This is a genomic window from Mycolicibacterium chitae, from assembly GCF_900637205.1.
GTDB lineage: Bacteria > Actinomycetota > Actinomycetes > Mycobacteriales > Mycobacteriaceae > Mycobacterium > Mycobacterium chitae.
Genome location: NZ_LR134355.1, coordinates 3,202,980 through 3,229,841 on the forward strand (window position 1 = coordinate 3,202,980; position 26,862 = coordinate 3,229,841).

Sequence of the window (26,862 nt, forward strand, 5' to 3'; positions counted from 1 at the left end):
CCGGTCGAGCACACACCTGTTCACTGAGTAAGATCAACAACTCGAATTCCCCCAACACCACGACTTTCAGGCAGGTGCGATGACGTCCAATGGCCAGTCGGTTCCATCGATCGGGCTCAATGACGAGAACACGATGCCCGCGTTGGGTCTCGGCGTGGGCGGGCTGGACCCCGCGCAGACCGAGGCCGCCGTGGCGACCGCGCTGGAGTTGGGCTACCGCTTGATCGACACCGCCGCGACCTACGACAACGAGGCCGCCGTCGGCAAGGCGATCCGCGAGTCCGGCATCCCGCGCGCCGAGATCTTCGTCACCACCAAGCTGGCCAACGCCGATCACGGTTTCCAGACCGCGCAGGACGCACTGAAGGCCAGCCTGGAGCGCCTCGGGCTCGACTACGTGGACCTCTACCTCGTGCACTGGCCCAACACCGCGAAGGGCAAGTTCGTCGACAGCTTCGGCGGCATGATGAAGTCACGCCAGGACGGGCACACCCGCTCGATCGGCGTCGCGAACTTCTCCGCCGAGAACCTGTCGGACCTGATCGACCTGACCTATGTGGTTCCCGCGGTCAACCAGATCGAATTGCACCCCTTGCTCAATCAGGCGGAACTGCGCGCAGCCAACGCCGGGCACGGCATCATCACCGAGGCGTACGCGCCGCTGGGTGTCGCCAACCTGCTCGACAACCCGGCCGTGACCACGGTGGCCGCCGGGTACGACAAGTCCCCCGCCCAGGTATTGATCCGCTGGAGCCTGCAGTTGGGCAACGTCGTCATCCCCCGGTCGTCCTCGGCCGAGCGGATCGCAGCGAACCTGGATGTCTTCGATTTCGAGTTGAGCGCCGAGGACATGGACAAGCTCAGCTCGCTCGACGACGGGACCCGGTTCCGGCCGGATCCGGAGACCTACTCAGGTATCTGACCGCCGCGACCCGGCGGACGAACGATGGGTGGAACAGCTTCGCCGGTGGATCCACCAGGCCCGTGACCTTGGTGAACTGGGCGTGCACCGCCGCGTCCTGCTCGCAGGCGCGCAGCACCCAGTCTGCGTACCGCTGGGTGAGCCGGGTCGACGGCGTGCGGCGTCCAACCACCTCCGGGAAGGCAAGATCCGTGCCGGCACCCAGTCGCCACGCCACCCCGATGGACTTGGCCGCGGCGCGAAAGTAGCGGCGGGACAGGGCCGTATCGCCGTGGTGCAGCACGGAGCGGAGGGCGACGGCCTCCATGCCCGCCACCGACATGCCCTGTCCGTAGATCGGGTTGAAGCTGCACATGGCGTCGCCGGTGACCAGGAGACCGTCGGGGAAGCGCCGCATCTTGTCGTACCGTCGCCACTGACTCGACGGCAGCCGGTGCTGGACCACCGGCGCCAGCGGTTCGCCGGCCCGCAGCGCCGCCAGCACGTGCTCGGGCGCAAATTCCTCGGCGAAGGCCAGCATCCCGTCCGTACCGCGCGGCGGTTGACGGCCGGCCATCCCGAACACCGTGAAGATCCATGAGTCGTTCTCGTTGTGGCCCAGGAACATTCCCGTCGGCCGGCCGGGGGCGGGACTGATGAGGACCGCCTGCTCGGGCAGGGCCTCGGGCGGTAACCGCAGCGTCTGGCTGACGTAGGTGGTGCGGACGACGACGTGGTCCTCGGGCGGCCGTTCGTACCCGAGGCTTTCGAGGAACGCCGGGGTGTGGGCGGCGCGACCCATGGCGTCGATCACGAGGTTCGCCGGCAGCACCCGATCGCCGCTGATCCGGACTCCGGTCACCCGCCGGCGGTCCTCGGTCGCGGTCAGTCCGAGCACCTCGCGATGGTCGAGCAGCCCGACGTTCGGCAGTTTCGAAACTCGCTGGCGGACATGGGCTTCCAGGAAGGGTCGGCTGGGCTGATACATGCCGGGAAGCTCGTCGACCAAAGGCGAATAGCCCCGGTGCACCATCCGGTGCCCGCCGAAGCTGACGTGCAGGCGGGACAGATCACCGTCGGACCACACCGGGGCGCCGTCGGCGGCCAGTTGGTCCAGAATTCCCGGGAAGAGTTCCTCGAGCGTTTGCGCCCCGCGCGCCAGTAGCGCGTGCGGGTGCCGGCCCTGCGGCACGCCGCGCCGATTCGCCACGTCGCTGCTCAACGCGTCGCGCTCCACCAACGTCACCCGCTCGTAGAAGTCCGCGAGCACCGCCGCCCCGAGCAGGCCGCTCATACTGGCCCCGAGCACCACGGCATGGTCACCGATCTTGTTCATGCGACACCTCCTCCTCAATGGTCGGGCGCGGGGTCGGGCGGGCCTAGAGTGATCGGCTACTCACTCTTTCCAGCAACTTCTCGACATGGCTTCCACGGCCGTGTAGAATCGAACGTATGTTCGAGTCGAGCTCGCCGGATGAGCTGCTCGCGGTGGTCGAAGACACCCACCGCGCCGAATCGGCGACCCACGCTCGACGGACCGGGGCGATCGCCGCGCTGCTGTGGCTACGCACCGCCGAAGCCGAAGGCCACGACCCCACCGACCCCGGCTACGCCCTGATCACCGGATTCAGCCGCACCTGCGCCGAAGTCGGCGCCGCGATGAACATCACCCCGCACTTGGCGCGCCAACTCGTCGGGCACGCCGAAGCCCTCGACACCCGCCTACCCCGAATCCACGGGCTGCTGGCCGACGGCAAGATCAGCTGGTCAGATGCCACCGCGATCACCACCGGCACCGACTACGTCGAAACCGCGCTGATGCCCACCATCGACGCCGCCCTGGCAGACAAGATCAGCACCTGGGACTGCTGGTCACGACGCCGACTGCTCAACACCATCGACACCACCGTGCACGACGCCGACCCCGACGCCGCCAAACAACGCCGCAAAACCGCCGACACCGACCGCCGCGTCACCCTGAACACCCAACCCAACGGCATGGCCCGCATCGACGCCAAACTCACCGCCCCCGCCGCCGTACTGTTCGACCAACGCCTCACCGCGATGGCCCGCGCAGTCTGCTCAGAAGACCCCCGCACCCCCGATCAGCGTCGCGCCGATGCGATGGCCGCCCTCGGCGAAGGCCACGCCACCCTGGCCTGTGCGTGTGAGAACACCGACTGCCCCACTCGCACCGCCCAAGCCGCCAATCCCGCCACGGGGCGGGTGGTCATCAACGTCATCGCCAGCGCCGAGACCCTCACCGGCGCCACCGAAGACCCCGGCTACCTCGACGGCTACGGCGTCATCGACGCCGCCCAAGTCCGCGACCTCGCCGACAACGGCGCCCTGCTACGCCCCACCACCCGACCCGAACCCCACACCGACACCGACGACCTACTGCGCCACCAACCCAGCGCCGCAGCCACCCGCTGGGTCCGATGCCGCAGCCTGACGTGTAGCTTCCCCGGCTGCAACCGCTCCGCCTGGCGCGCCGACCTCGACCACACCATCCCCTTCGACCACCGCCACCCCTTCCGCGGCGGCTGGACCCTGACCGGCAACCTCGACGCCAAATGCCGCGAACACCACCGCCTCAAAACCTTCCACACCGGCCCCGACGGCTGGCGCACCACACAACACCACGACGGCACCATCGAATGGACCTCCCCCACCGGACGGACCTACCGCAGCACCCCCGACGGCGCCGAACTCTTTCCCGACATCGCCGCCTGCGCCGCCCCGGCCCCACTACCGCGCAACCGCCACGCCGAAAAAGCCCGCCGCACCCGCACCGCCCGCGCCGCCATGACCGCCAAACGCGCCACCAACACCGAAACCCAACAACTCAACCACGCCCGCGCCCAAGAAATCGACCTCCGCCAATGGCGCAACGAAGTCCGCCGCCGACTCCACCTCCTCAAAGGCACCCCCAGCACCAGCCCCTACTGCACCTGGGTCAACGACCCACCCGAAAACCCACCATCACCGCCAACTGGCAACCACCACCCCAAACCCCCACCACCGACCCCGACGAACCACCCTTCTAGCCGGCGGGACAGGTTGCGGCCGCGGCACGCAACGCCGGGACCGAGGGCTCGTCCACCGGCAACTGGTAGCCGCGCAACACCTCGATGAACTGCATCGCGTACTGGCAGTGGAATGCGACGTTGGGCGGCATCCACACCGCGGGCTCGCCATCGCCCTTGTCCTGGTTGGCCTTCCCCGCCACGGCAAGCAGGTTGGCCGGGTCATTGGCGAAGCGCTTCCGCTTGGCGTCGTCCCAGCCCCGCGCACCCAGATCCCACGCCAGCGCCAGCGGCACGATGTGGTCGATCTGCACCGAGGCCCCGGTCTGATTGCCGCGCACGAACGACACGACGGCGTTGGTGTAGGGATCGTGCAGCGTGCCGGTGGCCACCGCATTCGGACAGCGCTTGATCGCCACCGGCGTGGTGTCCACCAGATCCCGGTTGAGGATGTCGTTGCGGGTGTCGCATCCGTTGCGCCCACCCGGGGCGTCATTGAAATCGTCCCAGGCATCCCCGAACGCCGCGCGGTGATAATCGAAACCGCGAATTCGCATGGGCACCACCGCAATCCCGGCCAGAACGTCGGCGCCGGGCTCGACCGTGGGCGGACCGCCGGTCGCCTGCGCGGCCACCTCGCGCTCCCCCGCGGACATCAGCACCTGAACGGCGACCACCACCGTCAACACCGCGATGGCCGCCAGCCACAGCAGCGTCGTGCGCCTCACGACTTGTCCATGTATTCGATGCGGTCGGTGCCGCTGAACGGCGCGGCCAGCAGGGCCATGCCGCGATTGTCGGGGTCCCGCGGGTACATCTCGTCGCAGAACTCGCGCGCGGTTTCGATGAGCGGGCGGTGATCGATGAGCGACAACAGCCGCAACCCGGAGGCCCGCCCGGACTGGCGGCGGCCCAACACATCACCCTCCCGCCGTTCCTCCAGATCGAGGTCGGCGAGCTCGAACCCGTCCAGGGTCGACGCGACCGCCCGCAGCCGGCCACCGGCCTTGGAAGCCTCGGACAGGTCGGTGACCAACAGGCACAGGCTCGGATGTGAACCGCGACCGATCCGACCCCGCAGCTGATGCAGCTGGCTGATGCCGAACCAATCGGCGTCGATGACCACCATGACGGTGGCATTGGGCACATCGACGCCGACCTCGATGACGGTGGTGCACACCAGCACGTCGATCTCGCCGGCGCGGAAACCGCCCATCACGGCGTCCTTCTCCTCCGGCGTCAGCCGACCGTGCATCAACCCCACCCGCACGCCGGCCAACGGGCCCTTGCTCAGCTTGGCGTACAGGTCGACGACGGCGGTCGCGGTGCGCCCCGATCCCGCGACGGGCTTGGCCATCTTGTCGTCGTCCTCGATGCGCGGGGCCACCACGTAGGCCTGCCGTCCGGCGGCGACCTCCTCGACCACGCGCTGCCAGGCCCGGTCCAACCAGCTGGGCTTCTGCCTGGCGAAGATGACGTTGGTGGCGATCGGCTGCCGGCCCCGGGGCAGCTCCCGCAGCGTGGAGGTCTCGAGGTCCCCGTACACGGTCAGCGCCACGGTGCGGGGAATCGGCGTCGCGGTCATCACCAGCAGGTGCGGGGTCACGCCGTCGGGGGCCTTGGAGCGCAACTGGTCTCGCTGCTCGACGCCGAAGCGGTGCTGCTCGTCGACCACCACCATGCCGAGGCGGTCGAACTCCACCACATCCTGCAGCAGCGCGTGGGTGCCGATCACGATGCCAGCCGTCCCGGAGGAGATCTGTTCGCGCGCATCGCGTTTGGCGGCCGCCGACATCGAGCCGGTCAGCAGCGCAACCCCGGTGGCGTCCTCGTCGCCGCCGAGTTGGCCGGCCATGGCCAACGGCCCCAGCACGTCGCGGATGGACCGGGCGTGCTGCTCGGCGAGCACCTCGGTGGGCGCCAGCATGGCGCACTGATACCCGGCGTCGATCATCTGCAGCATCGCCAGCAGCGCCACCACGGTCTTGCCCGAACCGACCTCGCCCTGCAGCATGCGGTTCATCGGGCGGGTCTGCGCCAACTCTCCCGAGATGACGTCGAGCACCTCGTTCTGCCCGCCGGTGAGCTCGAACGGCAACCGCAACAGCAGCGCCGACCGCAACCCGTCGTCGCGCCGCGGTGCGGCCGGCCCGGCCTCGGACAGTTCGCCGAATCGGCGCTGCGCCAACGCCCACTGCAGCCCGACCGCCTCGTCGAAGCGCAACCGCTCCAGGGCACGCTCGCGGGGGGCCTGGTTCTCGGCCAGGTGCACCGCCCGCAGCGCCTCGTCCTCGGACACCAGATCCATCTCGCGCCGGATCGACTCCGGGAGCGGGTCCGGGACCGGGTCCAGCACGGCCAGCACCTGCCGCACGCAGGCGTAGATGTCCCAGCTCTGCAACTTCGAGCTGGCCGGGTAGATCGGGAAGAAGTCCCGCTCGAACACCGACAGGTCGAATTCACCGTCGCCCTGGGCACTTTCGGCGATCTTCATCAGCGACTTGGTGCCGCCGCCGGCCTTGCCGGTGGGCGAGTCCAGTATGAGAAAACCCGGATGCGTCAGCTGCATGGTGCCGCGGAAGTAGCCGACCTCCCCCGACAGCATCACCTTGGTGCCCTTCACCAGGGTGCGCTTGAGGTACTTCGGGTTGAAGAATGTCGCGGTGACCTTCGGCCGTCGGTCACCGAGGGTCACCACCAGGTACTCGCGGTGCGGCGTGCGATTCATCCTGCGCAGATCGGCCTGGGAAATGGTGTCGACGAAGGTGATGTGCTCGCCCTCCTCGGGCGGTTCGTCGTCCTCGCCGAGCACCGTCGACCCGCGGCTGTACTTGCGCGGGTAGTGCCGCAACAGATCGTCGACGGTGCGGATGCCGAAGGTGTCGTCCAGCAGGTCGGCGGCCTTCTTGCCGATGATGAAGTCCAGCGGATCCCCGAGCGCGGCCATCTATTCGACCCCGATGATCAGTGCGTCGCCGGCGTGGCCGGTGGCATAGGTGATGACTTCGGTCCCCAGGTGGTGCCGCTCGACGTGTTCGGTGAGCAGCGCCGCGACCTGATCGTCGACATCCGCGCCCAGCAGGACGGTCACCAGTTCGCCGCCGACCCCGAGCAGCAGGTCGATCAGCCCGCGCCCGGCGGCCACCACGTCGTGGCGCACCACCAGCACCTCGTCGCCGAAGATCCCCAGGCCGTCGCCCACCCGGCACGGCCCCGCCCAGGTCAGCGCCTCCTGATCGGCGGCCCGCACCGAGCCGAACCGGGTCGCCCCGGCCGCGGCCGCCATGGTGTAGCCGTCGTCGACCGCCTGGCGGGTCGCGTCGTGGACGGCCAGTGCCGCCAGCCCCTGCACCATCGAGCGGGTCGGTACCGGCACCACGTCGACGCCCCACCCGATGGCCGCGGTGCAGCCGGCCACCAATTCCTCGGCGGCCACAAATCCGTTGGGCAGCACCAGCACCGACGCGGCCCCGGTGTCCACGACGGCGCGGAGCAACTGCTGGGCACTGACCCGCGGATGGTGGCCGGGCGGGGCGGGCCGCAGCACGGCGGCACCCTCGTCGGCGAACAACCTCGCCGCGCCCTCCCCGTCGACGACGGCCAATACCGCGCGTCGGCGGCCCCAACTGCTCGGCGCGACGCCGGTGGGGCCCGCGGTCAGCGCCGAGATCTGGATCTGGCTGGGGGTGCCGATGTCGAGCGCGGCCTCGACCGCGGCACCGGCGTCGTCGGCGTGCACGTGGACCGAATAGCCCACCTCGGAAACCGCGGCGATCACCACCGAATCCCCCAGCGCCAGCAGCCGCGACCGCAACTCGCCGACCCGCCCGGGTTCGCACTGCGCCAGCACGTACATCACCTCGAAGGCCGGCGCCGACTGCAGGTGCGTGCAGGCCGACCCCGCCGGGGTGCTGGGCTCGTAGACGGGGCGGGCGCTGCGCCGGCCGCCGACCGTCGCGCACAGCGCATCCAGCAGGACCAGCAGTCCCCGCCCGCCCGCGTCGACCACCCCGGCCTCGGCCAGCACCGGCAACTGCTCGGGCGTGCGGTCCAGGGCGGTGGCCGCGGCGTCCGCGGCGGCGGCCACGGCCTCGGTCAGCGAGATCTCGGGCAGCGAAGATTCGGCACTGTCCTCGGCCGCATCCGCGGCCGCCTGCAACACGCTGACGATGGTCCCGGCCACCGGCGCCCCGCCCATCGCGGCGACCACCAGGCCCACCGCGCGCCGCAGGACGGCGCCGAACATGCCGGCGTCGATCTCGGAGACGCCCTCGTCGGCGAGCACATCGCTGAAGGCCCGCAGGATCTGCGACAGGATCACCCCGGAGTTGCCGCGCGCGCCGCGCAGCGCCCCGGTGGCCAGCGCGCCGGCCACCGCGACGATGCCCCGCTGATCGGTCGTGTCGACCCGGGACACCGCTGAACGCATGGTGAACAGCATGTTCGTGCCGGTGTCCGAATCCGCCACGGGGAATACGTTGAGCGCGTTGATCTCGTCGGTGTGGGCGATCAGATCGCCCACGCAGGCGTGGGCCCAGTCCCGCAGGGCAACACCGTCAAGCCGACGCTCCGACATCGATGCCCCCTTCCTGCCGCCCGGTGCGGGCGCTAGCCTAGTCGGGACCGGCGACGGTTTCGTTCACGCGGCGACCACGTTTTGGCGATCTGAGCGACCCCCGGTATTCTGGTCAGGTTGTCGGTGCCACCCGCCACGCGGTCGTTGGCCCCCAGTACGTACTGAAGCTTGATGAAAGAGGAGTGTGCCCCATGGCTGCCGTGTGCGAGATCTGCGGAAAAGGCCCCGGCTTCGGCAAGATGGTGTCGCATTCGCATCGCCGGACCAGCCGCCGCTGGAACCCGAACGTCCAGGCGGTGCGCGTGGCCGACCGTCCGGGTGCCAACAAGCGCCGGGTGAACGCCTGCACGTCGTGCATCAAGGCCGGCAAGGTCCGCGGCTAGTTCAGGTTTAGCGTGCCGTGCCCGTTGGGTATGGCACGCTCCATGACCATTTCGCGTTCACAACCCAAGGCTGCCGTCGCGTCGCTCGCGGCGGCCGGATTGCTGCTGACCGCCTGCGGTAGCAGCTCCGATACCGAGGACACCACCACCACGGACACCACCGAGACGACGACCTCGGAGGTGGTGACGGAGACCGAGACCACGCTGCCGGGCGAGACCATGCCGCCCGCGGAGACCATGCCGCCGGCCGAGCAGACACCGCCGCCGACCGACGGTGACGGCGACGTCGACATCAACATCCCGTCGCCGCCGGCCATCCCGTCCCCGCCGGCGATCCCGTCGCCGCCCCCAATTCCTTCGCCGCCGCCGATCCCGGCGCCGTAACTACGGCAGGCGCCAGTCGATGGGCTCGGCGCCCTGCTTGACCAGGAGTTCGTTGGCGCGACTGAACGGCCGCGAGCCGAAGAACCCGCGGCTGGCCGACAGCGGCGACGGATGCGGGGATTCAACGATGCCGCAGCCGGCGCCCAGCATCGGCTTGAGCGTGCCGGCATCGCGCCCCCACAGGATCGCGACCATCGGGGTGCCGCGGGCCACCAGCGCGCGGATGGCGCATTCGGTCACCGCCTCCCAACCCTTGCCGCGGTGCGACGCCGGGTTGCCGGGTCGCACCGTGAGCACCCTGTTGAGCAACAGCACGCCGCGCTGCGACCAGGGCGTGAGATCGCCGTTGGACGGCTTGGGCAGGTCGAGGTCCTTGCCGTACTCGTTGAAAATGTTCTCCAGGCTGCGCGGCAGCGGACGGACGTCCGGCGCCACCGAGAAGCTCAGCCCGACGGCGTGCCCGGGGGTCGGATAGGGGTCCTGCCCGACGATCAGCACGCGGACCGCATCGAACGGGAAGGTGAAGGCGCGCAACACATTCTTCCCCGAGGGCAGATAGCCGCGGCCCTCGGCGAGTTCGGCGCGCAGGAACTCACCGAGCTCCGCGACCTGACCGGCCACCGGCGCCAACGCCCGCGCCCAGCCCTCCTCCACGAGTTCGTTCAACGGCTGCGCAGTCACGATGGACCAACCTAATTGAACGACTCCCAGCCCGCCGAACCGGTCCACCGGCGGCCGTCGACCAGGACGTCGGGACCGGCCGGCCCGGGCTCGGAAACGGTGCCGATGACGCGCCACCCCGCCGGGGGTGCGCCCGGGAAGCAGGCCGCCAGCGCGTGGTCCTCACCGCCGCCGAGCACCCAGCCCAAGGGGTCGACCCCCAGCCGTTCGGCCGCGCCGGCCAGCGCCTCGCGGTCCGGTCCCAGCGCCGCGCTCGTCACCTCGATGCGCACCCCGGACGCCGCGGCGATGTGACCGAGATCGGCCAGCAGGCCGTCGGAGACATCGGTCATGGCGGTGGCGCCGGCCAGTGCGGCGGCCTTTCCCTGCCCGTAGGGCGGCTCGGGCGCCCGGTGCCGTCGGCGCAGGTCCTCGCAGTCGATCAGGCCGGCGCGGTGCAGCTCGAACCCGGCCGCCGAGGAACCCAGGTGCCCGGCAACGGCCACGATGTCGCCCGCCTGCGCGCCCCCGCGGGTGACCGCCGCGCGGCCCGCCAGGTCGCCGAAGACGGTCACCGACACCACCCACAGCGGGCTCGACACCAGATCCCCGCCGACGATCCCGGCCGCCCCGGCCCGCTCGGCCTCGTCCCACAGACCGTCGGAGAGTTGCTGCAGGTCGCGGGCGGGGGTGTCCGCGGCAGCGCCGAGACCCACGACGAATGCCGTTGTGCGGGCGCCCATCGCCTCGATGTCGGCAGCGTTCTGCGCGATCGCCTTGCGGCCGATCTCGTGCGGTGTGGACCAGTCCCGCCGGAAATGTCGGTCCTGGACCAGCATGTCGGTGGAGATGACCACGCGGCCGTCGGGGGCGGTGATCACCGCGGCGTCGTCACCGGGGCCGATCAGCACCGAGTCCGGCTGGCGGCGGCCCGCGACCAGACGGTCGATGACCGCGAATTCGCCGACCTCGCGCAAGGTCTGGTTGTCGTCGGTCATCTCACCTCTGCGGTACGTTCTGCAGGTCAGTGTAGGAGAAAGGCAGGAGTTCGCGTGGAGCAGGACGGCCCGCCGCGCTGGGTGTTCATCGCGGCGGTAGTGGTGGGTGTGGGTGCCCTGGTCGCAATCCTGGTGCTCGCGGCCAACCGCGCGCCCGCACCCGTTCCCGTCGCGGCCGTGCCCGCGCCGCACGCCGAGAGCGCCGCGTGCGTCCAGCTGCTGGCGGCCCTGCCGGACGGGCTCGGGGATTACCAGCGCGCGCCCACCGCGGACCCGTCCCCCGACGGCGTTGCCGCCTGGCGCGACGCGGCCGACCCGGAGCCGGTGATCCTGCGCTGCGGGCTGGACCGCCCCGTGGATTTCGTGCAGGGCGCCCCGCTGCAGATGGTCGACGACGTGAGCTGGTTCCGGGTCAGCGAGGCCGACCGCATCACCTGGTTCGCGGTGGACCGCGAGGTGTACATCGCGCTCACGCTGCCCGAGGATTCGGGCCCCACACCCATACAGGGACTCTCGGCGGCCATCAGCGCGGCCCTGCCCGCCGAGCCGATCGACCCGGCGCCGCCCCGCTGATCAGATCGCGCTAACGCAGGCCGGTGCCGCGGGACAGCGCCGTCTCCACCATCGCGGTCAGCAGGGTCGGATAGTCCACGCCGCTGGCCGCCCACATCTGCGGATACATCGAGATGGTGGTGAAGCCGGGCATGGTGTTGATCTCGTTGACCACCGGGCCGTCCTCGGTGAGGAAGAAGTCCACCCGCGCCAGGCCCTGGCAGTCGATCGCGCTGAACGCCCGGATGGCGAGCTGCCGGATCTCGTCGGCAATGTCGTCGTCGATCTTGGCGGGCACGTCGAGTTCGGCGGCGTCGTCGAGGTATTTGGTGTTGAAGTCGTAGAAGCCGTCCTCGCGGCCGCGCACGCCCGCGACCCGGATCTCGCCGACGGTGCTGGCCTCGAGCCGGCCGTCGGGCAGTTCCAGGACGCCGCATTCCAGTTCGCGGCCGACGATCGCGGCCTCGACGATGACCTTCGGATCGTGGCGGCGGGCATCGGCGATGGCGGCCGGCAGGTCGGCCCAGGAGCCCACCCGGTTGACGCCCATCGACGATCCCGCGCGCGACGGCTTGACGAAGACCGGCAGGCCGAGCCGCTCCTGTTGCTCCGGTGTCAGCGTGGGCTGGTGCGCCCGCAGGACGACGTGGTCGCCGATCGGCAGTCCGTCGGCGGCCAGCAGCTTCTTGGTGAACTCCTTGTCCATGCCCGCCGCGCTGGCCAGCACGCCGGCCCCGACGTAGGGCACGCCGGCGAGTTCGAGCAGGCCCTGCAGCGTGCCGTCCTCGCCGAACGGACCGTGCAGGACGGGGAACACCACGTCGACCGACGCCAGGATCTCCCCGGCGGCCGCGGCCTCCAGCGAGAGCAACTCGCCGCGGCGGTGCGGGCCGGCGGTCAACGCCAGTTCGGCGCCCGGCGCGTCGGTGACCTCGGGCAGCCGCCCGTCGGTGATCGCCAGGCTGGCCGGGGTGGCCTCGGACAGCACCCAGGCACCCTCGCGGGTGATGCCGACCGGGACCACCTCGAAGCGCTCGGGGTCGAGGTTGCGCAGGATGCTGCCGGCCGACACACAGGAAATGGCGTGTTCGCTGCTGCGGCCGCCGAAGACGACCGCAACGCGCACCTTGCCGAGCGGTGGATCCGGCTGCGGGTGGCGGTCAGGCACAGTCACAGCCTAGGAGGCTACCGGCCCGCGCCGTTCACAGCCCGTGCAGCGCCCGTTCAACGTCGGCGATCAGGTCGTCGGTGTCCTCGATGCCGGCCGAGATGCGGATGAAACCGGCGTCGACGTCGTCGCCCCAACGGGCCCGCCGATCCACCGAGGTGTGGATGCCGCCGAAACTCGTCGAGGCCACCAGCAGCTCGCTGCGCTGCACGACGTCGCGGGCGGCCGCGGCGTCGGCCAGGTCCGCGCTGACCAATCCGCCGAAGCGGCGCATCTGCGCCGCGGCCACCGGGTGCGCGGGGTCGCCCGGCAGGCCCGGGTAGCGCACCCGGGACACCGACGGGTGGCCGTCCAGCAGCGCGGCCAGCGCGGCCGCGTTGTAGCACTGCCGTTCGAAGCGCAGGCCCGCGCTGCCCAGGCTGCGCAGCACCAGCCAGGCGTCGAATGCGCCCGGGATCGGGCCGGACAGCAACCGTTCGCGCGCAATGGCATCCAGCAACTCCGGATGCGAGCCCGCGACGTATCCGGAGATCAGATCGCTGTGTCCGGAAAGAGCTTTGGTCGCGCTGGCGACCACCAGATCCGCACCCAGCGACAGCGGTTGCTGCCCCAGCGGTGTGGCCGCGGTGTTGTCGACGATCAGCCGCGCGTTGCGGGATCGGCAGACCATCCCCAGCCGATGCAGATCCACGACGTCCAGGCTGGGGTTGGCGGGCGTCTCGGCGAGCACCACGTCGGCGTCCCCGGCGGCATCGACCATCTCGGAACTGGACGCCGCGACAACGTTGACCCCGTTGCGCGCAAGGTATTCCGTGGCGTAGGCGCGCACCTGGTAGTAGCCGTCGCCGGGCACCACCAGCGTGGTCCCCGGCGCCGTCAACGCGCGCAGCGCCGAGGTGATCGCGGCCATCCCGGACCCGAAGATCAGCGCCGAGGTCGCGCCCTCGAGTTGCGCGAGCGCCGATTCCAGTTGCCGCCAAGTGGGATTGGAGCTGCGGCCGTAGGTGTCCAGGTCGGCCGTCTCGTCGTCGGACAGGTGGTAGGCGGACGCGGTGATGGGGAACGGCGCGACCGGCTGACCGGGAACCGGTTGTGCGCTGGCGGCTTTCACACACCGGGTGGAGGGCCCGTCGGTTCCGTAGGTGTCGGTCATCGCTACTCCGGCTTGGTGCTGCGGCCGAGCAGCAGCGCCACGGCCTCGTCGACGGACAGACCGCGGTGGCAGACCCGGTGCACCGCATCGGTCAGCGGCATCTCCACGTCGTAACTCGAGGCCAACGCCAGCACCGATTCGCACGACGTCACGCCCTCGGCCACGTGCCCGCTGGTGGCCTCCTGGGCGGCCTGCAGCGAGGCGCCCTGCCCCAGGCGCCGCCCGAAGGCCCGGTTGCGGGACTGCTCCGAGGAGCAGGTGGCCACCAGGTCGCCGACACCGGCCAGCCCGGCCAGGGTCGCGCCCTTGGCGCCCAGGGCGATGCCCAACCGCATGATCTCGGCCAGCCCCCGGGTGATGATCGCGGCCGCGGTGTTCTCCCCCAGCCCGACGCCGGAGGCCATCCCGCACGCCAGCGCGATGACGTTCTTGCAGGCGCCGCCGATCTCGGTGCCGATCACGTCGGAATTGGTGTACGGCCGGAAGTAGCCGGTGCTCAACGCCCGCTGCAGCGCCACGGCCCGGCCTGAATCGGTGCAGGCGATCACGGTGGCGGCGGGCTGGCCCTGCGCGATCTCGCTGGCGAGGTTGGGCCCGGAGAGCACCGCGATCTGCGCCGGATCGACGCCGCTGACTTGCGCGATCACCTGACTCATCCGCATCAGCGTGCCCAGCTCGATGCCCTTGGCCAGGCTGACCAGGGTCGCCCCGGGATCGATCAGCGGCGTCCACTGCTCGAGGTTGGCCCGCAGCTTCTGGGAGGGCACCGCCAACAGCACGGTCGTGACCCCGTCCAGGGCCTCCCGCGCGTCCGTGGTGGCCCGCACACCGGCCGGAAGGACGACGTCAGCGAGGTATTCGCGATTGGTGGCGTCAGTGTTGATCTCCTTGGCCACCTCGGGGCGCCGCGCCCAGAGTCGAACGTCGCTGCCGGCCTCGGCCAGCACCTTGGCCAGCGCCGTCCCCCAGGCGCCGGCGCCCATCACCGCCGCGGTACCTACCGTGCTGGCCATATCTCCCTCGTGATGCGTTGGCAACCCATGTGCCCGTCAGCCTAGCGAGCGGCGCTGGCAGGATGACCCACATGAGCTCGGATGTGGGGCTGGTCATCGCCGTCAAACGGCTCGGCGCCGCCAAGACCCGCCTGGCACCGGTGTTCTCGGCGAGCACCCGGGAGGCGGTGGTGTTGGCCATGCTCATCGACACCATCGTGGCGGCCCGCGCACTGCCGGCCCTGGCCTCGATCACGGTCGTCACTCCCGACGAGGACGCCTCCGCGGCGGCCGTCGACCTCGGCGCGCGGGTGATCGTCGATCCCACCCCCGTCGGCCATCCCGATCCGCTCAACAACGCCATCGCCGTCGCCGAGGCCGAGATTCGCCGCGAGGTTCCGAATGTTGCTGTGCTGCAAGGTGATCTGCCCGCACTGCAGACCCACGAGTTGAGCGAGGCGCTGGCCGCGGCCCGGCGGCACCCGCGCAGCTTCGTCGCCGACCGGCACGGATCGGGCACCTCGGCGCTGTTCGCCCTCGGCGTACCGATGGAGCCGCGCTTCGGCACCGATTCCGCCGACCGGCATCGGTCCTCGGGTGCCGTCGAACTCACCGGCGCCTGGCCCGGCCTGCGCTGCGACATCGATACCCCCGAGGATCTGCGGGCCGCGCGTCGCCTCGGCATGGGCAGGGCGACCCGGCGTGCGGTCGAGCCCGCCCATCGATCCCCGAGCACCGATCGGGGTCATGGGGGATGATTGGCGGCGTGACCGATACCGACGCCACACCGTCCGCTCCCCCCGTTCCGGCAACCGACAGCGACGACTGGCAGGCGCGGCCCGCGGCACCGGATGCTCCGCCGGCGGCGACCAACGCCGCCGCCGACAGCGAGCTTCCGGAGAATCGCTACCTCAATCGGGAACTGAGTTGGCTGGACTTCAACGCCCGGGTGTTGGCGCTGGCCGCCGACACGTCGTTGCCGCTGTTGGAGCGCCTGAAGTTCCTGGCCATCTTCGCCTCCAACCTCGACGAGTTCTACATGGTCCGGGTCGCCGGGCTGAAGCGCCGCGACGAGATGGGCCTGTCGGTACGCTCGGCCGACGGGCTGTCCCCGCGCGAGCAGTTGCGCCGGATCGGCGAGCGCACCCAGCAGATCGCCAATCGACACGCCGAGGTCTTCCAGAATTCGGTGCGACCCGCGCTGGCCGCCGAGGGCATCCGGGTGGTGGGCTGGACCGATCTCGACGACAGCGAACGCGACCGGTTGTCGACCTACTTCCACGAGCAGGTCTTCCCGGTCCTGACGCCGCTGGCGGTGGACCCCGCGCATCCGTTCCCGTTCGTCAGCGGACTGAGCCTGAATCTGGCGATCACGGTGCGCCAACCCGAGGACGGCACCACGCACTTCGCGCGGATCAAGGTGCCCGACAACGTCGACCGGTTCGTGGAACTGCAGGGCGCCGAACGCGAGGACGGGCACCACGACATCCGGTTCCTGCCCATGGAGGAACTGATCGCGGCCTTCCTGCCGGTGCTGTTCCCCGGTCTGGACATCGTGGAGAATCACGCGTTCCGGATCACCCGCAATGCCGACTTCGAGGTCGAAGAGGACCGCGACGAGGATCTGCTCAAGGCGCTCGAGCGGGAACTGGCGCGGCGCCGGTTCGGTTCACCGGTGCGCCTCGAGGTCGCCGACGACATGACCGACAACATGTTGGAACTGCTGCTGCGCGAACTCGATGTGCACCCCGGCGACGTCATCCAGGTGCCCGGGCTGTTGGATCTCTCGTCGCTGTGGCAGATCTACGGGGTGGACCGGCCGCGACTCAAGGACCCGATCTTCGTGCCGGCCACGCCCGCGGCGTTCGGTGAGCGCGAGACCCCCAAGAGCATCTTCTCGACCCTGCGCGACGGTGACGTGCTGGTGCACCACCCCTACGACTCGTTCTCGACGACGGTGCAACGGTTCATCGAGCAGGCCGCGGCCGATCCCAATGTGCTTGCGATCAAACAGACCCTGTACCGCACCTCGGGTGACTCGCCGATCGTCAACGCGCTCATCGACGCCGCCGAGGCCGGCAAGCAGGTGGTGGCCCTCGTCGAGATCAAGGCCCGCTTCGACGAGCAGGCCAACATCAAGTGGGCACGCGCCCTCGAACAGGCCGGTGTACACGTGGTTTACGGCCTGATCGGACTCAAGACGCACTGCAAGACGTGTCTGGTGGTGCGGCGCGAGGGGTCGACCATCCGCCGGTACTGCCATATCGGCACCGGCAACTACAACCCGAAAACCGCTCGGCTCTACGAGGATGTGGGCCTGCTGACCGCCGCGCCCGACATCGGCGCCGACCTCACCGACCTGTTCAACTCGTTGACCGGCTACTCCCGCAAGGTCAGCTACCGCAATCTGTTGGTGGCTCCGCACAGCGTCCGCAAGGGCATCATCGAGCGGATCGAACGCGAGGTCGAGGCCGCTCAGGACGGGATGGACGCGCGAATCCGGTTGAAGGCCAATGCCCTGGTGGACGAGCAAGTCATCGATGCGCTGTACCGCGCGTCGCAGGCCGGCGTCCGGGTCGAGATCGTGGTCCGCGGCATCAGCGCGCTCAAGGCCGGGGTGCCCGGCCTGTCCGAGAACATCGCGGTGCGCTCCATTCTCGGCCGGTTCCTGGAACATTCGCGGATACTCCACTTCAAGGCCATCAACGAGTTCTGGATCGGCAGCGCCGACATGATGCACCGCAACCTCGACCGCCGGGTGGAGGTCATGGCGCAGGTCAAGGATCCGCGCCTGACCGCCCAACTCGACGACGTCTTCGAGTCGGCCCTGCACCCGGACACCCGGTGCTGGGAGTTGAGTCCCGACGGCAACTGGATCGCCTCACCGCTGCAGGGCCAGACGGTGCGCGACCATCAGCGCTCGCTGATGGAAAAGCACCGCCAGCCCTAGCCGTCGAATCGACCTGCAGGAGTAGAGGTGCCGAAACAGGCTTCACCCCAACCGATACTCGCCGCCGGCGCGGTCCTCTGGCGGCCCGCCCCGGAAGAGCCGTCCCGGCGCGAGGTCGCGGTGATCCACCGGCCGCGCTACGACGACTGGTCGCTGCCCAAGGGCAAGGTGGATCCCGGCGAGACCCTGGCGGTCACCGCGGTGCGGGAAATCCACGAGGAGACCGGCTATCACGCCGTGCTCGGTCGGCGACTGATGTCGGTCACCTACCCCGTCGCCGAGGGCACCAAACATGTCCAGTACTGGGCGGCCCGCGCCACCGACGGCGACTTCACGCCGAATCACGAAGTGGACAAGCTGTTGTGGCTGCCGGTCGAGGATGCGTTGACGCAGCTGAAGTATCCCCATGATCAGTCGGTGCTGCGGCAGTTCAACGAACTGCCCGCCGACACCCGCACCGTGCTGATCGTCCGGCACGCGACCGCCGGGCAGAAGAGCAAGTACCGGGGCGATGATCGAAAGCGCCCGCTGGACAAGAACGGTAGGGCCCAGGCCGAGTCCCTGGTGGGTCTGCTGCTGGCGTTCGGGGCGAGCGAGCTACACGCCGCCGACCGGGTGCGCTGTCATCAGACCATCGAACCGCTGGCCGACGAGATCGGCGCCCCGATCAGCAACGAACCGGCGTTGACCGAAGAGGCCTACAACGAGCACCCCAAGCGGGGCCGGGCCCGCGTCCTCGAGATCGCGGCGACCTCACGCACTCCGGTGATCTGCACGCAGGGCAAGGTCATCCCGGATCTCATCGCGTGGTGGTGCGAATCGGCCGGGCTCACCCCGGAGACCTCGCGGAACAAGAAGGGCAGCGTGTGGATCCTGTCGCTGGACGGCGAAAAGCTCATCGCCGCCGACCATGTCGAGAGTCCGCTGGCACTTCGCTGAGAGTTCCCTGCACACACGAATACGCCGCGGGAGCCGAACTCCCGCGGCGCATTCAGTGGTGCTGCCGCCCTACTTGCGACCCTTCTTGGCCGGCGCCTTACGCGCCGGAGCCTTGGTCGCGGCCTTGCGGGCGGGTGCCTTCTTGGCGACGGCCTTCTTGGCCGGTGCGGCCTTCTTGGCGGCGGTCTTGCGGGCCGGTGCCGCCTTCTTGACCGCAGCCTTCTTGGCCGGTGCCGCCTTCTTGGCAGCGGTCTTCTTGGCCGGGGTGGCCTTCTTGACCGCAGCCTTCTTGGCCGGTGCCGCCTTCTTGGCGGCGGTCTTCTTGGCGGCTACCTTCTTGGCCGGTGCGGCCTTCTTGGCGGCCGTCTTCTTCGCGGCCTTCTTGGCCGCCGTCTTCTTGGCGGGGCCCGCCACGACGCCACGCTTGACTGCCGGACCGTCGGCCGGGAGCTTTTGTGCGCCAGAGACAACCGCCTTGAATTGCGCCCCCGGGCGGAACGCCGGAACCGAGGTCGGCTTCACCTTCACCGTCTCACCAGTGCGGGGATTGCGCGCAACCCGGGCGGCGCGCCTGCGCTGCTCGAATACGCCGAAGCCGGTGATCGTCACGCTGTCGCCCTTGTGCACGGCGCGCACAATGGTGTCGACGACATGCTCCACCGCGGCGGTGGCCTGACGACGGTCCGAGCCCAGTTTCTCCGTGAGTACGTCGATGAGCTCTGCTTTGTTCATCCAAAAACCTCCGAAACCAGTGGCCCTCTTTGGACCGACTAGTGGACACGGTAAACCCTGCTATGCCTGATTTCCAAGAGCCACGCGCGGTTTCAGGTAATGCCAGCGAACTTTTTTTCAATCCGATTGGGGCCCTAGGCCTCATGGCGGGGCGCCGCAGAAGTCCATTCAGCTGGCGTCAATTCGGAAGTTTCGACAGGCTCAGGGGGCCGGCAGGGTCTTCGGCTTCCAACTCGGGCGCGCCGCCTCGTAGGCCGTGATCGAATCTTGTTTCCGCAGCGTAAGGCCTATATCGTCGAGCCCCTCGAGCAGCCGCCAGGCGGTGTAATCGTCAATGTTGAACGGCACCACCGCCGTTCCGGCGACGATATTTCGATCTTGAAGATTGACAGTGATTTCCAGCCCCGGGCTCTGCTCGATGAGCTTCCACAGCAGTTCCACATCATCGGCAGAAACTTGTGCGGCCAACAGACCGGCCTTTCCGGCATTGCCCCGGAAAATGTCGGCGAAGCGGGGCGAGATGACCACCCGGAAGCCGAAGTCCATGAGTGCCCACACGGCGTGCTCGCGTGAGGATCCGGTGCCGAAATCCGGTCCGGCGACCAACACCGAGCCCCGATCGAAGGGACTCAGATTCAATACAAAGCTCGGATCCTTGCGCCATTCGGCGAACAATCCGTCCTCGAAACCCGTTCGGGTGACGCGCTTCAGGTAGACCGCCGGAATGATCTGATCGGTGTCGACATTGGCCCGTCGCAGCGGAACTCCGATGCCGGTGTGGGTGTCAAAGGCTTCCATCTTTTATCCGCTCCAGTCTTCTAGTTCAGATCGTCCGGCGAGGACAGCGTGCCGCGCACCGCCGTTGCGGCGGCCACCACCGGGGATACCAGGTGAGTTCGGCCACCTTTGCCCTGTCGCCCTTCGAAGTTGCGGTTCGACGTCGAGGCGCAGCGCTGCCCGGGCGAGAGCTGATCCGGGTTCATGCCCAGACACATCGAGCAGCCCGCCTGCCGCCACTCGGCGCCGGCGGCCACGAAAACCTCGCCGAGGCCTTCGGCTTCGGCCTGCGCGCGCACCCGCATCGAACCGGGCACCACCAGCATCCGGACCCCGTCGGCGACCTTGCGGCCGCGCAGCACCTCGGCCGTCGCCCGCAGATCCTCGATGCGGCCGTTGGTGCACGACCCGACGAACACCGTGTCGACCGCGATCTCGCGCATCGGCGTGCCAGGCGTCAAATCCATGTACGTCAGCGCCTTCTCGGCGGACTGCTTGGCCGCGTCGTCGGTCATCATCTCCGGATCGGGCACCGTCGCCGACAGCGGAACGCCCTGCCCCGGATTGGTGCCCCAGGTGACGAACGGGCTCAGGGCAGCCGCGTCGATGTAGACCTCGGTGTCGAACTCGGCGCCCTCGTCGGTGCGCAACTGATCCCAGGCGGCCACCGCTGCATCCCAATCGGCACCCTTCGGCGCGTGCGGCCGGCCCTTCAGGAACTCGTAGGTGGTCTGGTCCGGGGCGACCATGCCGGCGCGGGCACCCGCCTCGATGCTCATGTTGCACACCGTCATCCGGCCCTCCATCGACAGCGCCTCGATGGCGCTGCCGCGGTACTCGATGACGTGGCCCTGTCCCCCGCCGGTGCCGATCTTGGCGATCACGGCCAGGATGATGTCCTTGGCCGTCACGCCGGCCGGCAGGGTGCCGTCGACGTTGACCGCCATGGTCTTGAAGGGCTTGAGCGGCAACGTCTGGGTGGCCAGCACGTGCTCGACCTCGGAAGTCCCGATGCCCATGGCCAGCGCGCCGAACGCGCCGTGCGTGGAGGTGTGGCTGTCCCCGCACACCACCGTCGTGCCCGGCTGGGTCAGGCCCAGCTGCGGTCCGATGATGTGCACGATGCCCTGTTCGACATCGCCCATGGGGTGCAGCCGGATGCCGAATTCCTCGCAGTTGCGCCGCAGCGTCTCGACCTGCGTGCGCGAGACCGGGTCGGCGATCGGCTTGTCGATGTCCACGGTCGGGACGTTGTGATCCTCGGTGGCGATCGTGAGATCGGGGCGACGCACCGGGCGGCCGGCCAGGCGCAGACCGTCGAACGCCTGCGGGCTGGTCACCTCGTGGACGAGGTGCAGGTCGATGTAGATCAAGTCGGGTTCGCCGTCGCCGGAGGCGACGACATGGTCCGCCCAGACCTTCTCGGCCATGGTGCGCGGAACAGAATTGGTGGCCATCACATCTCGATTCCCCCGCGGTGCCGATCGGGCTGGCAATCTCAGCATGCGGGACGTTAGTATCTCTCTGTGAGACAGGATAGCGGCATTGGCGTTCTGGACAAAGCCGTCGGCGTGCTTCATTCCATCGCGGATTCCCCGTGCGGCCTCGCCGAGCTGTGTGAACGCACCGGACTCCCCCGGGCCACCGCCCACCGCCTGGCCGCGGGCCTGGAGACGCACCGATTGCTCGCGCGCGACGGCGAGGGCCGGTGGCGGCTGGGTCCCGCGCTGACCGAACTCGCCGCCCACGTCAACGATCCGCTGCTGGCCGCCAGTGCGGCGGTACTGCCCGAACTGCGCGAGATCACCGGCGAGAGCGTGCAGTTGTACCGCCGCGAGGGCACCTCACGGATCTGCGTCGCCGCCCTGGAACCGCCCTCGGGCCTGCGCGACACGGTCCCGGTCGGGGCGCGGATGCCGATGACCGCCGGGTCGGGCGCCAAGGTGCTGCTGGCCTACAGCGATGCGGACACCCAACAGGCCGTGCTCTCGGAGGCCAAGTTCACCGACCGCGCCCTGGCCGAGGTGCGTAAGCGCGGTTGGGCGCAGAGCGCCGCCGAACGCGAACCCGGGGTGGCCAGCGTGTCGGCTCCGGTGCGCGACGCCAAGGGTGCGGTGATAGCGGCGATTTCGGTGTCCGGCCCCATCGACCGGATGGGCCGGCGCCCCGGCGTCCGGTGGGCCACCGACCTGCTCGCGGCGGCCGACGCGGTGACCCGCCGGCTCTAACGTCGGCGCAGCGCGTACCCCCCGGCCCCCACGGCCAGGACGAACACGCCGGCCAGCACGGCGGTGAGCGGAAGCGCGAATGCCAGTGCCAGACAGCCCGACATCCCGACCACCGGGATCACCCCGGCCGCCCGGCCGCCGCTGCCGCGCAGCGTGAACGCCGCGGCATTGGCGATCGCGTAGTAGACCAGCACCCCGAACGACGAGAATCCGATGGCGGCCCGCAGGTCGACCGTCGCCGCCAGCACGGCGACCACCGCGCCCACCGCGAGTTCGGCGCGGTGCGGCACGCCGAACCGAGGATGCACCGCGGCCAACGACGTTGGCAGATACCGGTCCCGCGCCATGGCCAAGACGGTGCGCGAAACCCCGAGCAGCAGCGCCAACAGCGAACCGACCGCGGCGATCACCGCCGTCGCCGCCACCACCGGCATCAGCGCCGGCGCGCCGGCCGCCTCGACCGCCGCCACCAGCGGGGCCGCCGAGGCCGCCAACCGTTGCGGGCCAAGCACGCTCAGCACCGCCACGGCGACGACGCCGTAGCAGAGCACCGCCACCGACAGGGCGATCAGGATCGCCCGTGGGATGACCCGGGTGGGCTCGCGCACCTCCTCGCCCAGGGTGGCGATACGGGCGTACCCGGCGAAGGCGAAGAACAACAGCGCCGCCGACTGCAGCACGCCCGGCACCGACGCGGGCGTTGCGGCCGCCGCCGGTTCCGCGCTGTGCCCCGACGTGAACACCGTCACCGCGACAGCGCCGAGCACCGTCAGCACGACGCCGACGATGACCCGGGTCACCAATGCCGACTTCTGCACGCCCAGGTAGTTGATCACCGTGACGACAATCACGGCCGCCACCGCAACGGCCTGCGGCGCGGCCGGCCATGCGTAATGGCCCACCGTCAGCGCGATGGCCGCACACGAGGCGATCTTGCCGACGACGAAGCCCCAGCCCGCCAGGTAGCCCCAGAAGTCACCGAGCCGTCGTCGGCCGTAGATGTAGGCGCCGCCGGAGACCGGGTACCGGATCGCAAGGCGCGCCGAGGAGATGGCGTTGCAGTAGGCGATGGCCGCCGCGAGGACCAACCCGATCAGCAACGCCGGGCCCGCGGCCCCGGCCGCGGGGGCCAGGGCGGCGAAGATGCCCGCCCCCAGCATTGCGCCCAGCCCGACCATGACGGCGTCGACGAGTCCTAGCCTGCGCGGCAAGCCAACTGGGCCCACGCGGTTGACCCTACTTCGCCGCTGGGCCCTATGCAGCGCGGCGACCTGACACACTGACGCGATGGGAACCAATCAACGCGCACAGATCGTCATGTCTGACGACGAGATCACCGAGTTCGTCGCCACCAGTCGCACCGGGACGCTGGCCACCGTCGGCCCCGACGGACAACCGCACCTGGTGGCCATGTGGTACGGGATCGTCGACGGCGAGATCTGGTTGGAGACCAAGATCAAGTCGCAGAAGGCGGTGAACCTGCGGCGCGATCCGCGGTTCACTTTCATGATCGAGGCCGGCGACACCTACGACAGCCTGCGCGGGGTGTCGTTCGAGGGGACCGTCGAGATCACCGACGACCCGGACACCATTCTGCGAGTGGGGATCAGCGTGTGGGAGCGCTACACCGGGCCCTACACCGAGGAGATGCGGCCCGCCGTCGACATGATGATGAACAAGCGGGTCGCTGTGCGGTTGGTCACCACGCGCACGCGGTCCTGGGATCACCGCAAGCTCGGAATGCCCGCGATGCCGTTGTCCGGGTCGACCGCGCCGCAGGGCTGAAGCCACGAGGCCCGGAGACCAAATCGGCCGGCCCAGATGGGCCGGCCGATGTATTGGTACCCCCGATGGGATTCGAACCCACGCTACCGCCGTGAGAGGGCGGCGTCCTAGGCCGCTAGACGACGGGGGCTAGAACTTCCGGAGGGTCAGCATAGCCGAACCTGTGCGGCTGACCTAATCCTGAAGAATCGCTTCGCTTCAGCTGGGGTACCAGGACTCGAACCTAGAATGGCTGAACCAGAATCAGCTGTGTTGCCAATTACACCATACCCCAATTTCGACCTATTTCCGCTGGTAGAAGTATCTTTCGACGACTTCACACCGTCCTCGGACGCCTCCGCACCAGCCGTCATGGGCCGACGAGCAGACTATCAAAGATTCTCGGGTGCAATTACCACCGGCCTCACTGGAGCCCGGCGCGCGCCGCCCGCAACCGCGCCAAGCTGCGGTCACGGCCCAGCAGTTGCATCGATTCGAACAGCGGCGGGCTCACCAGGGACCCGGTGATGGCCACCCGCACCGGTCCGAAGGCCTTACGCGGTTTGAGCTCCAGGCCGTCGATCAGGCTGGTCTTCAGCGCGGTCTCGATGCCCTCGGTGCTCCACTGCCCGAGCGCCTCCAGCGCGGCCACCGCGGCGTCGAGCACCGGTGCGGCAGCGGCGCCGAGTTCCTTGCCGGCCGCCTTGGGGTCGATCTCGTAGGAGCCGTCGCCGAAGAACTTCAGCAGGCCCCAGGCGTCGCCGAGCACCACGACCCGGGTCTGGACCAACGCGGCTGCCTCGGCGAAGCCGGCGTCGTCGAGCCCGGTGTCGTGGCCGTGGGCCTCGAAGTAGGCCCGTAGTCGCGCGGTGAAGTCGGCGGCGTCGAGCAGGCGGAGGTGTTCGGCGTTGAGCGCGTCGGCCTTCTTCTGGTCGAACCGGGCGGGGTTGGAGTTGACGTCGACGACGTCGAACGCGGCGATCATCTCCTCGATGGTGAAGATGTCGCGATCGTCGGCGATCGACCAGCCCAACAGGGCAAGGTAATTGAGCAGACCCTCCGGGATGAACCCGCGATCGCGGTGCAGGAACAGGTTGGACTGCGGATCGCGCTTGGATAGTTTCTTGTTGCCCTCGCCGAGCACCGGCGGCAGATGCGCGAACTGCGGGGTGGCCTCGGCGACCCCGATCCGGATCAGCGCCGCGTACAGCGCCAACTGCCGCGGTGTCGACGGCAGCAGGTCCTCGCCGCGCAGCACGTGGGTGATCTTCATCAGGGCGTCGTCGACGGGATTGACCAACGTGTACAACGGATCTCCGCTGCCGCGCGTCAGCGCGAAGTCGGGCACCGACCCGGCCGGGTAGGTGGTTTCGCCGCGCACCAGGTCATGCCAGCTCAGGTCGGTATCGGGCATCCGCAGCCGGACAACGGGTTTGCGGCCCTGCGCGCGGAAGCTCTCGCGCTGTTCCGCGGTGAGGTCGCGGTCGAAGTTGTCGTAGCCCAGCTTGGGATTGCGGCCGGCGGCGACGTGGCGCGCCTCGACCTCCTCGGCGGTGGAGTACGCCTCGTAGGCCTCCCCCGCCGCCAGCAGGCGCTCGATCACATCGAGGTAGATCTCCCGGCGCTGCGACTGCCGGTAGGGCCCGTACGGCCCGCCGACCTCGGGGCCCTCGTCCCAGTCCAGGCCCAGCCACCGCAGCGCGTCCAGCAGCGCCAGGTAGCTCTCCTCGCTGTCGCGGGCGGCGTCGGTGTCCTCGATGCGGAACACGAACGCGCCGCCGGTGTGGCGGGCGTAGGCCCAGTTGAACAGCGCGGTGCGGATCAGCCCGACGTGCGGGGTACCCGTCGGCGACGGACAGAACCGAACCCGGACAGCAGAATTGGTCGACATCACTTTCCTTTGCGCACAACGGGATTGGTCAGGGTGCCGATGCCCGAGACCGTGACGCTGACGGTGTCGCCGTCCTCGAGCGGACCGACCCCCTCGGGGGTGCCGGTCAGGATGAGGTCACCGGGCAGCAGGGTCATCACCGACGAGACCCACTCGATGATGGCGCCGATGTCGTGGATCATCAGCGCGGTGCTGGACTGCTGGCGCACCTGGCCGTTGACCTCGGTGCGCAACTCCAGGTCCGACGGGTCCAGATCGGTGACGATCCACGGGCCCACCGGGCAGAACGTGTCGTGCCCCTTGGCCCGGGTCCACTGCCCGTCGTGCTTCTGCTGATCGCGCGCGGACACGTCGTTGGCAATGGTGTAGCCCAGGATGTTCTCGGCCGCCCGCGCCGCGGGCACGTCCTTGCAGGGCCGGCCGATGACCGCGGCGAGTTCGCCCTCGTGGTGCACCGGGTTGGCGCCGGCGGGCAGCTGGATGGGCACGCCGGGGCCGACGATGGCGGTGTTGGGCTTGAGGAAGATCACCGGATCGTCCGGGGCCACACCACCCATCTCCGCGGCGTGGGCGGCGTAGTTCTTGCCCATGCAGATCACCTTGCTGGCCAGGATGGGGGCCAGCAGCCGGACGTCGGCCAGCGGCCAGGCCCGGCCGGTGAACGTCGGTGTGCCGAACGGATGTTCGGCAATTTCCTGGCAGGTTTCCTGGCCGGCATCCCCTTCGATACTGACGAAGGCGACGCCGTCTGGGCTGGCGATTCGACCTAGGCGCATTGGTCCAGC

At 69.5% G+C, this 26,862-nt stretch carries 25 protein-coding genes and 2 tRNA genes; 10 read left to right on the top strand and 17 right to left on the bottom strand.

Annotated elements, in window-relative coordinates; translation table 11 throughout:
- The first annotated feature begins 79 nt into the window (after positions 1-79).
- Positions 80-922 (top strand): aldo/keto reductase, encoded by an 843-nt coding sequence (locus EL338_RS15205; RefSeq protein WP_126334508.1) that lies wholly within the window; start codon positions 80-82, stop codon positions 920-922.
- Here the strand turns inward: EL338_RS15205 and EL338_RS15210 are convergent.
- Positions 861-2,237, bottom strand: coding sequence for an FAD-dependent oxidoreductase (locus EL338_RS15210; protein WP_179967211.1), 1,377 nt, complete (start codon positions 2,235-2,237; stop codon positions 861-863). The two genes, EL338_RS15205 and EL338_RS15210, sit on opposite strands and share 62 nt — an antisense overlap.
- Before the next feature lie 116 nt (positions 2,238-2,353).
- Between EL338_RS15210 and EL338_RS15215 the strand changes: the two genes are divergently transcribed.
- Entirely contained in the window at positions 2,354-4,039 is a 1,686-nt protein-coding gene (locus EL338_RS15215) for a DUF222 domain-containing protein (RefSeq protein ID WP_235666157.1), read from the top strand.
- Here the strand turns inward: EL338_RS15215 and EL338_RS15220 are convergent.
- The 3 genes from EL338_RS15220 to EL338_RS15230 are packed head-to-tail and all read right to left on the bottom strand — an operon-like array spanning position 3,948 to position 8,506.
- The gene (locus EL338_RS15220) at positions 3,948-4,658 is read right to left on the bottom strand and encodes an HNH endonuclease family protein (protein WP_179967212.1); all 711 of its coding nucleotides are present in this window, start codon (positions 4,656-4,658) and stop codon (positions 3,948-3,950) included. The genes EL338_RS15215 and EL338_RS15220 overlap by 92 nt on opposite strands.
- Positions 4,655-6,877: an ATP-dependent DNA helicase RecG gene (gene recG / locus EL338_RS15225; RefSeq protein WP_126334509.1), complete on the bottom strand. Its 2,223-nt coding sequence runs from the start codon at positions 6,875-6,877 to the stop codon at positions 4,655-4,657. Before recG ends, EL338_RS15220 begins: the two co-directional genes overlap by 4 nt.
- Positions 6,878-8,506: a fatty acid kinase ATP-binding subunit FakA gene (locus tag EL338_RS15230; RefSeq protein ID WP_126334510.1), complete on the bottom strand. Its 1,629-nt coding sequence runs from the start codon at positions 8,504-8,506 to the stop codon at positions 6,878-6,880.
- A 191-nt stretch (positions 8,507-8,697) separates the two neighbouring features.
- Between EL338_RS15230 and rpmB the strand changes: the two genes are divergently transcribed.
- Together rpmB and EL338_RS15240 are read left to right on the top strand one after the other, a co-directional pair.
- Positions 8,698-8,889 (top strand): 50S ribosomal protein L28, encoded by a 192-nt coding sequence (gene rpmB, locus EL338_RS15235; RefSeq protein WP_126334511.1) that lies wholly within the window; start codon positions 8,698-8,700, stop codon positions 8,887-8,889.
- Between the two features lie 42 nt (positions 8,890-8,931).
- Positions 8,932-9,273, top strand: a complete 342-nt coding sequence (locus tag EL338_RS15240; protein ID WP_126334512.1) for a hypothetical protein — start codon at positions 8,932-8,934, stop codon at positions 9,271-9,273.
- Here the strand turns inward: EL338_RS15240 and EL338_RS15245 are convergent, their stop codons facing one another.
- Both EL338_RS15245 and EL338_RS15250 read right to left on the bottom strand, forming a co-directional pair.
- On the bottom strand, positions 9,274-9,954 hold the full coding sequence (locus EL338_RS15245) for a uracil-DNA glycosylase (RefSeq protein WP_126334513.1): 681 nt from the start codon (positions 9,952-9,954) through the stop codon (positions 9,274-9,276).
- A gap of 11 nt (positions 9,955-9,965) precedes the next feature.
- Complete coding sequence (locus tag EL338_RS15250; RefSeq protein WP_126334514.1) at positions 9,966-10,931, bottom strand: thiamine-phosphate kinase; 966 nt, start codon at positions 10,929-10,931, stop codon at positions 9,966-9,968.
- A gap of 54 nt (positions 10,932-10,985) precedes the next feature.
- On the opposite strand from EL338_RS15250, the gene EL338_RS15255 reads away from it, so the two are divergent.
- Complete coding sequence (locus EL338_RS15255; protein ID WP_126334515.1) at positions 10,986-11,504, top strand: DUF3515 domain-containing protein; 519 nt, start codon at positions 10,986-10,988, stop codon at positions 11,502-11,504.
- A 10-nt stretch (positions 11,505-11,514) separates the two neighbouring features.
- On the opposite strand, the gene EL338_RS15260 is transcribed toward EL338_RS15255, so the two are convergent.
- From EL338_RS15260 to EL338_RS15270, 3 genes are read right to left on the bottom strand one after another with little or no spacing between them, the layout of a single operon-like run.
- The gene (locus EL338_RS15260; protein ID WP_126336890.1) at positions 11,515-12,651 is read right to left on the bottom strand and encodes a D-alanine--D-alanine ligase family protein; all 1,137 of its coding nucleotides are present in this window, start codon (positions 12,649-12,651) and stop codon (positions 11,515-11,517) included.
- A 34-nt stretch (positions 12,652-12,685) separates the two neighbouring features.
- Entirely contained in the window at positions 12,686-13,804 is a 1,119-nt protein-coding gene (locus EL338_RS15265) for a cystathionine gamma-lyase (RefSeq protein WP_126334516.1), read from the bottom strand.
- A gap of 2 nt (positions 13,805-13,806) precedes the next feature.
- Positions 13,807-14,817, bottom strand: coding sequence for an NAD(P)H-dependent glycerol-3-phosphate dehydrogenase (locus EL338_RS15270; protein WP_126334517.1), 1,011 nt, complete (start codon positions 14,815-14,817; stop codon positions 13,807-13,809).
- Between the two features lie 71 nt (positions 14,818-14,888).
- Here EL338_RS15270 and cofC point away from each other — a divergent pair, with 71 nt between their 5' ends.
- From cofC to mutT1, 3 genes are read left to right on the top strand one after another with little or no spacing between them, the layout of a single operon-like run.
- Complete coding sequence (cofC, locus tag EL338_RS15275) at positions 14,889-15,554, top strand: 2-phospho-L-lactate guanylyltransferase (RefSeq protein WP_126334518.1); 666 nt, start codon at positions 14,889-14,891, stop codon at positions 15,552-15,554.
- On the top strand, positions 15,551-17,746 hold the full coding sequence (locus tag EL338_RS15280; RefSeq protein WP_126334519.1) for an RNA degradosome polyphosphate kinase: 2,196 nt from the start codon (positions 15,551-15,553) through the stop codon (positions 17,744-17,746). The genes cofC and EL338_RS15280 overlap by 4 nt, the downstream gene beginning before the upstream one ends.
- A gap of 27 nt (positions 17,747-17,773) precedes the next feature.
- On the top strand, positions 17,774-18,685 hold the full coding sequence (gene mutT1 / locus EL338_RS15285; protein WP_126334520.1) for an 8-oxo-(d)GTP phosphatase MutT1: 912 nt from the start codon (positions 17,774-17,776) through the stop codon (positions 18,683-18,685).
- A 69-nt stretch (positions 18,686-18,754) separates the two neighbouring features.
- On the opposite strand, the gene EL338_RS15290 is transcribed toward mutT1, so the two are convergent.
- The 3 genes from EL338_RS15290 to leuC form a co-directional block, all read right to left on the bottom strand.
- Positions 18,755-19,417 carry an HU family DNA-binding protein gene (locus EL338_RS15290; protein ID WP_126334521.1) on the bottom strand — a complete coding sequence of 221 codons (663 nt, stop codon included), beginning with the start codon at positions 19,415-19,417 and terminating at the stop codon, positions 18,755-18,757.
- A gap of 201 nt (positions 19,418-19,618) precedes the next feature.
- Positions 19,619-20,215, bottom strand: coding sequence for a 3-isopropylmalate dehydratase small subunit (gene leuD / locus EL338_RS15295; protein WP_126334522.1), 597 nt, complete (start codon positions 20,213-20,215; stop codon positions 19,619-19,621).
- 20 nt (positions 20,216-20,235) lie between these two features.
- Positions 20,236-21,651 (bottom strand): 3-isopropylmalate dehydratase large subunit, encoded by a 1,416-nt coding sequence (gene leuC / locus EL338_RS15300; RefSeq protein WP_126334523.1) that lies wholly within the window; start codon positions 21,649-21,651, stop codon positions 20,236-20,238.
- Positions 21,652-21,720: 69 nt separating this feature from the next.
- Here leuC and EL338_RS15305 point away from each other — a divergent pair, with 69 nt between their 5' ends.
- Complete coding sequence (locus EL338_RS15305) at positions 21,721-22,422, top strand: IclR family transcriptional regulator (protein ID WP_126334524.1); 702 nt, start codon at positions 21,721-21,723, stop codon at positions 22,420-22,422.
- On the opposite strand, the gene EL338_RS15310 is transcribed toward EL338_RS15305, so the two are convergent.
- Positions 22,419-23,600, bottom strand: coding sequence for an APC family permease (locus EL338_RS15310; protein WP_126336891.1), 1,182 nt, complete (start codon positions 23,598-23,600; stop codon positions 22,419-22,421). The genes EL338_RS15305 and EL338_RS15310 overlap by 4 nt on opposite strands.
- Before the next feature lie 109 nt (positions 23,601-23,709).
- On the opposite strand from EL338_RS15310, the gene EL338_RS15315 reads away from it, so the two are divergent.
- Positions 23,710-24,207 (top strand): PPOX class F420-dependent oxidoreductase, encoded by a 498-nt coding sequence (locus EL338_RS15315; RefSeq protein WP_126334525.1) that lies wholly within the window; start codon positions 23,710-23,712, stop codon positions 24,205-24,207.
- 54 nt (positions 24,208-24,261) lie between these two features.
- Here the strand turns inward: EL338_RS15315 and EL338_RS15320 are convergent.
- From EL338_RS15320 to EL338_RS15335, 4 genes are all read right to left on the bottom strand, one after another.
- A tRNA-Glu gene (locus tag EL338_RS15320) sits at positions 24,262-24,337 on the bottom strand.
- A gap of 72 nt (positions 24,338-24,409) precedes the next feature.
- Positions 24,410-24,481: transfer RNA gene (locus tag EL338_RS15325), tRNA-Gln, on the bottom strand.
- A gap of 129 nt (positions 24,482-24,610) precedes the next feature.
- Positions 24,611-26,077, bottom strand: coding sequence for a glutamate--tRNA ligase (gene gltX, locus EL338_RS15330; protein WP_126334526.1), 1,467 nt, complete (start codon positions 26,075-26,077; stop codon positions 24,611-24,613).
- Entirely contained in the window at positions 26,077-26,853 is a 777-nt protein-coding gene (locus tag EL338_RS15335) for a fumarylacetoacetate hydrolase family protein (protein WP_126334527.1), read from the bottom strand. Before EL338_RS15335 ends, gltX begins: the two co-directional genes overlap by 1 nt.
- Positions 26,854-26,862: the final 9 nt, after the last annotated feature.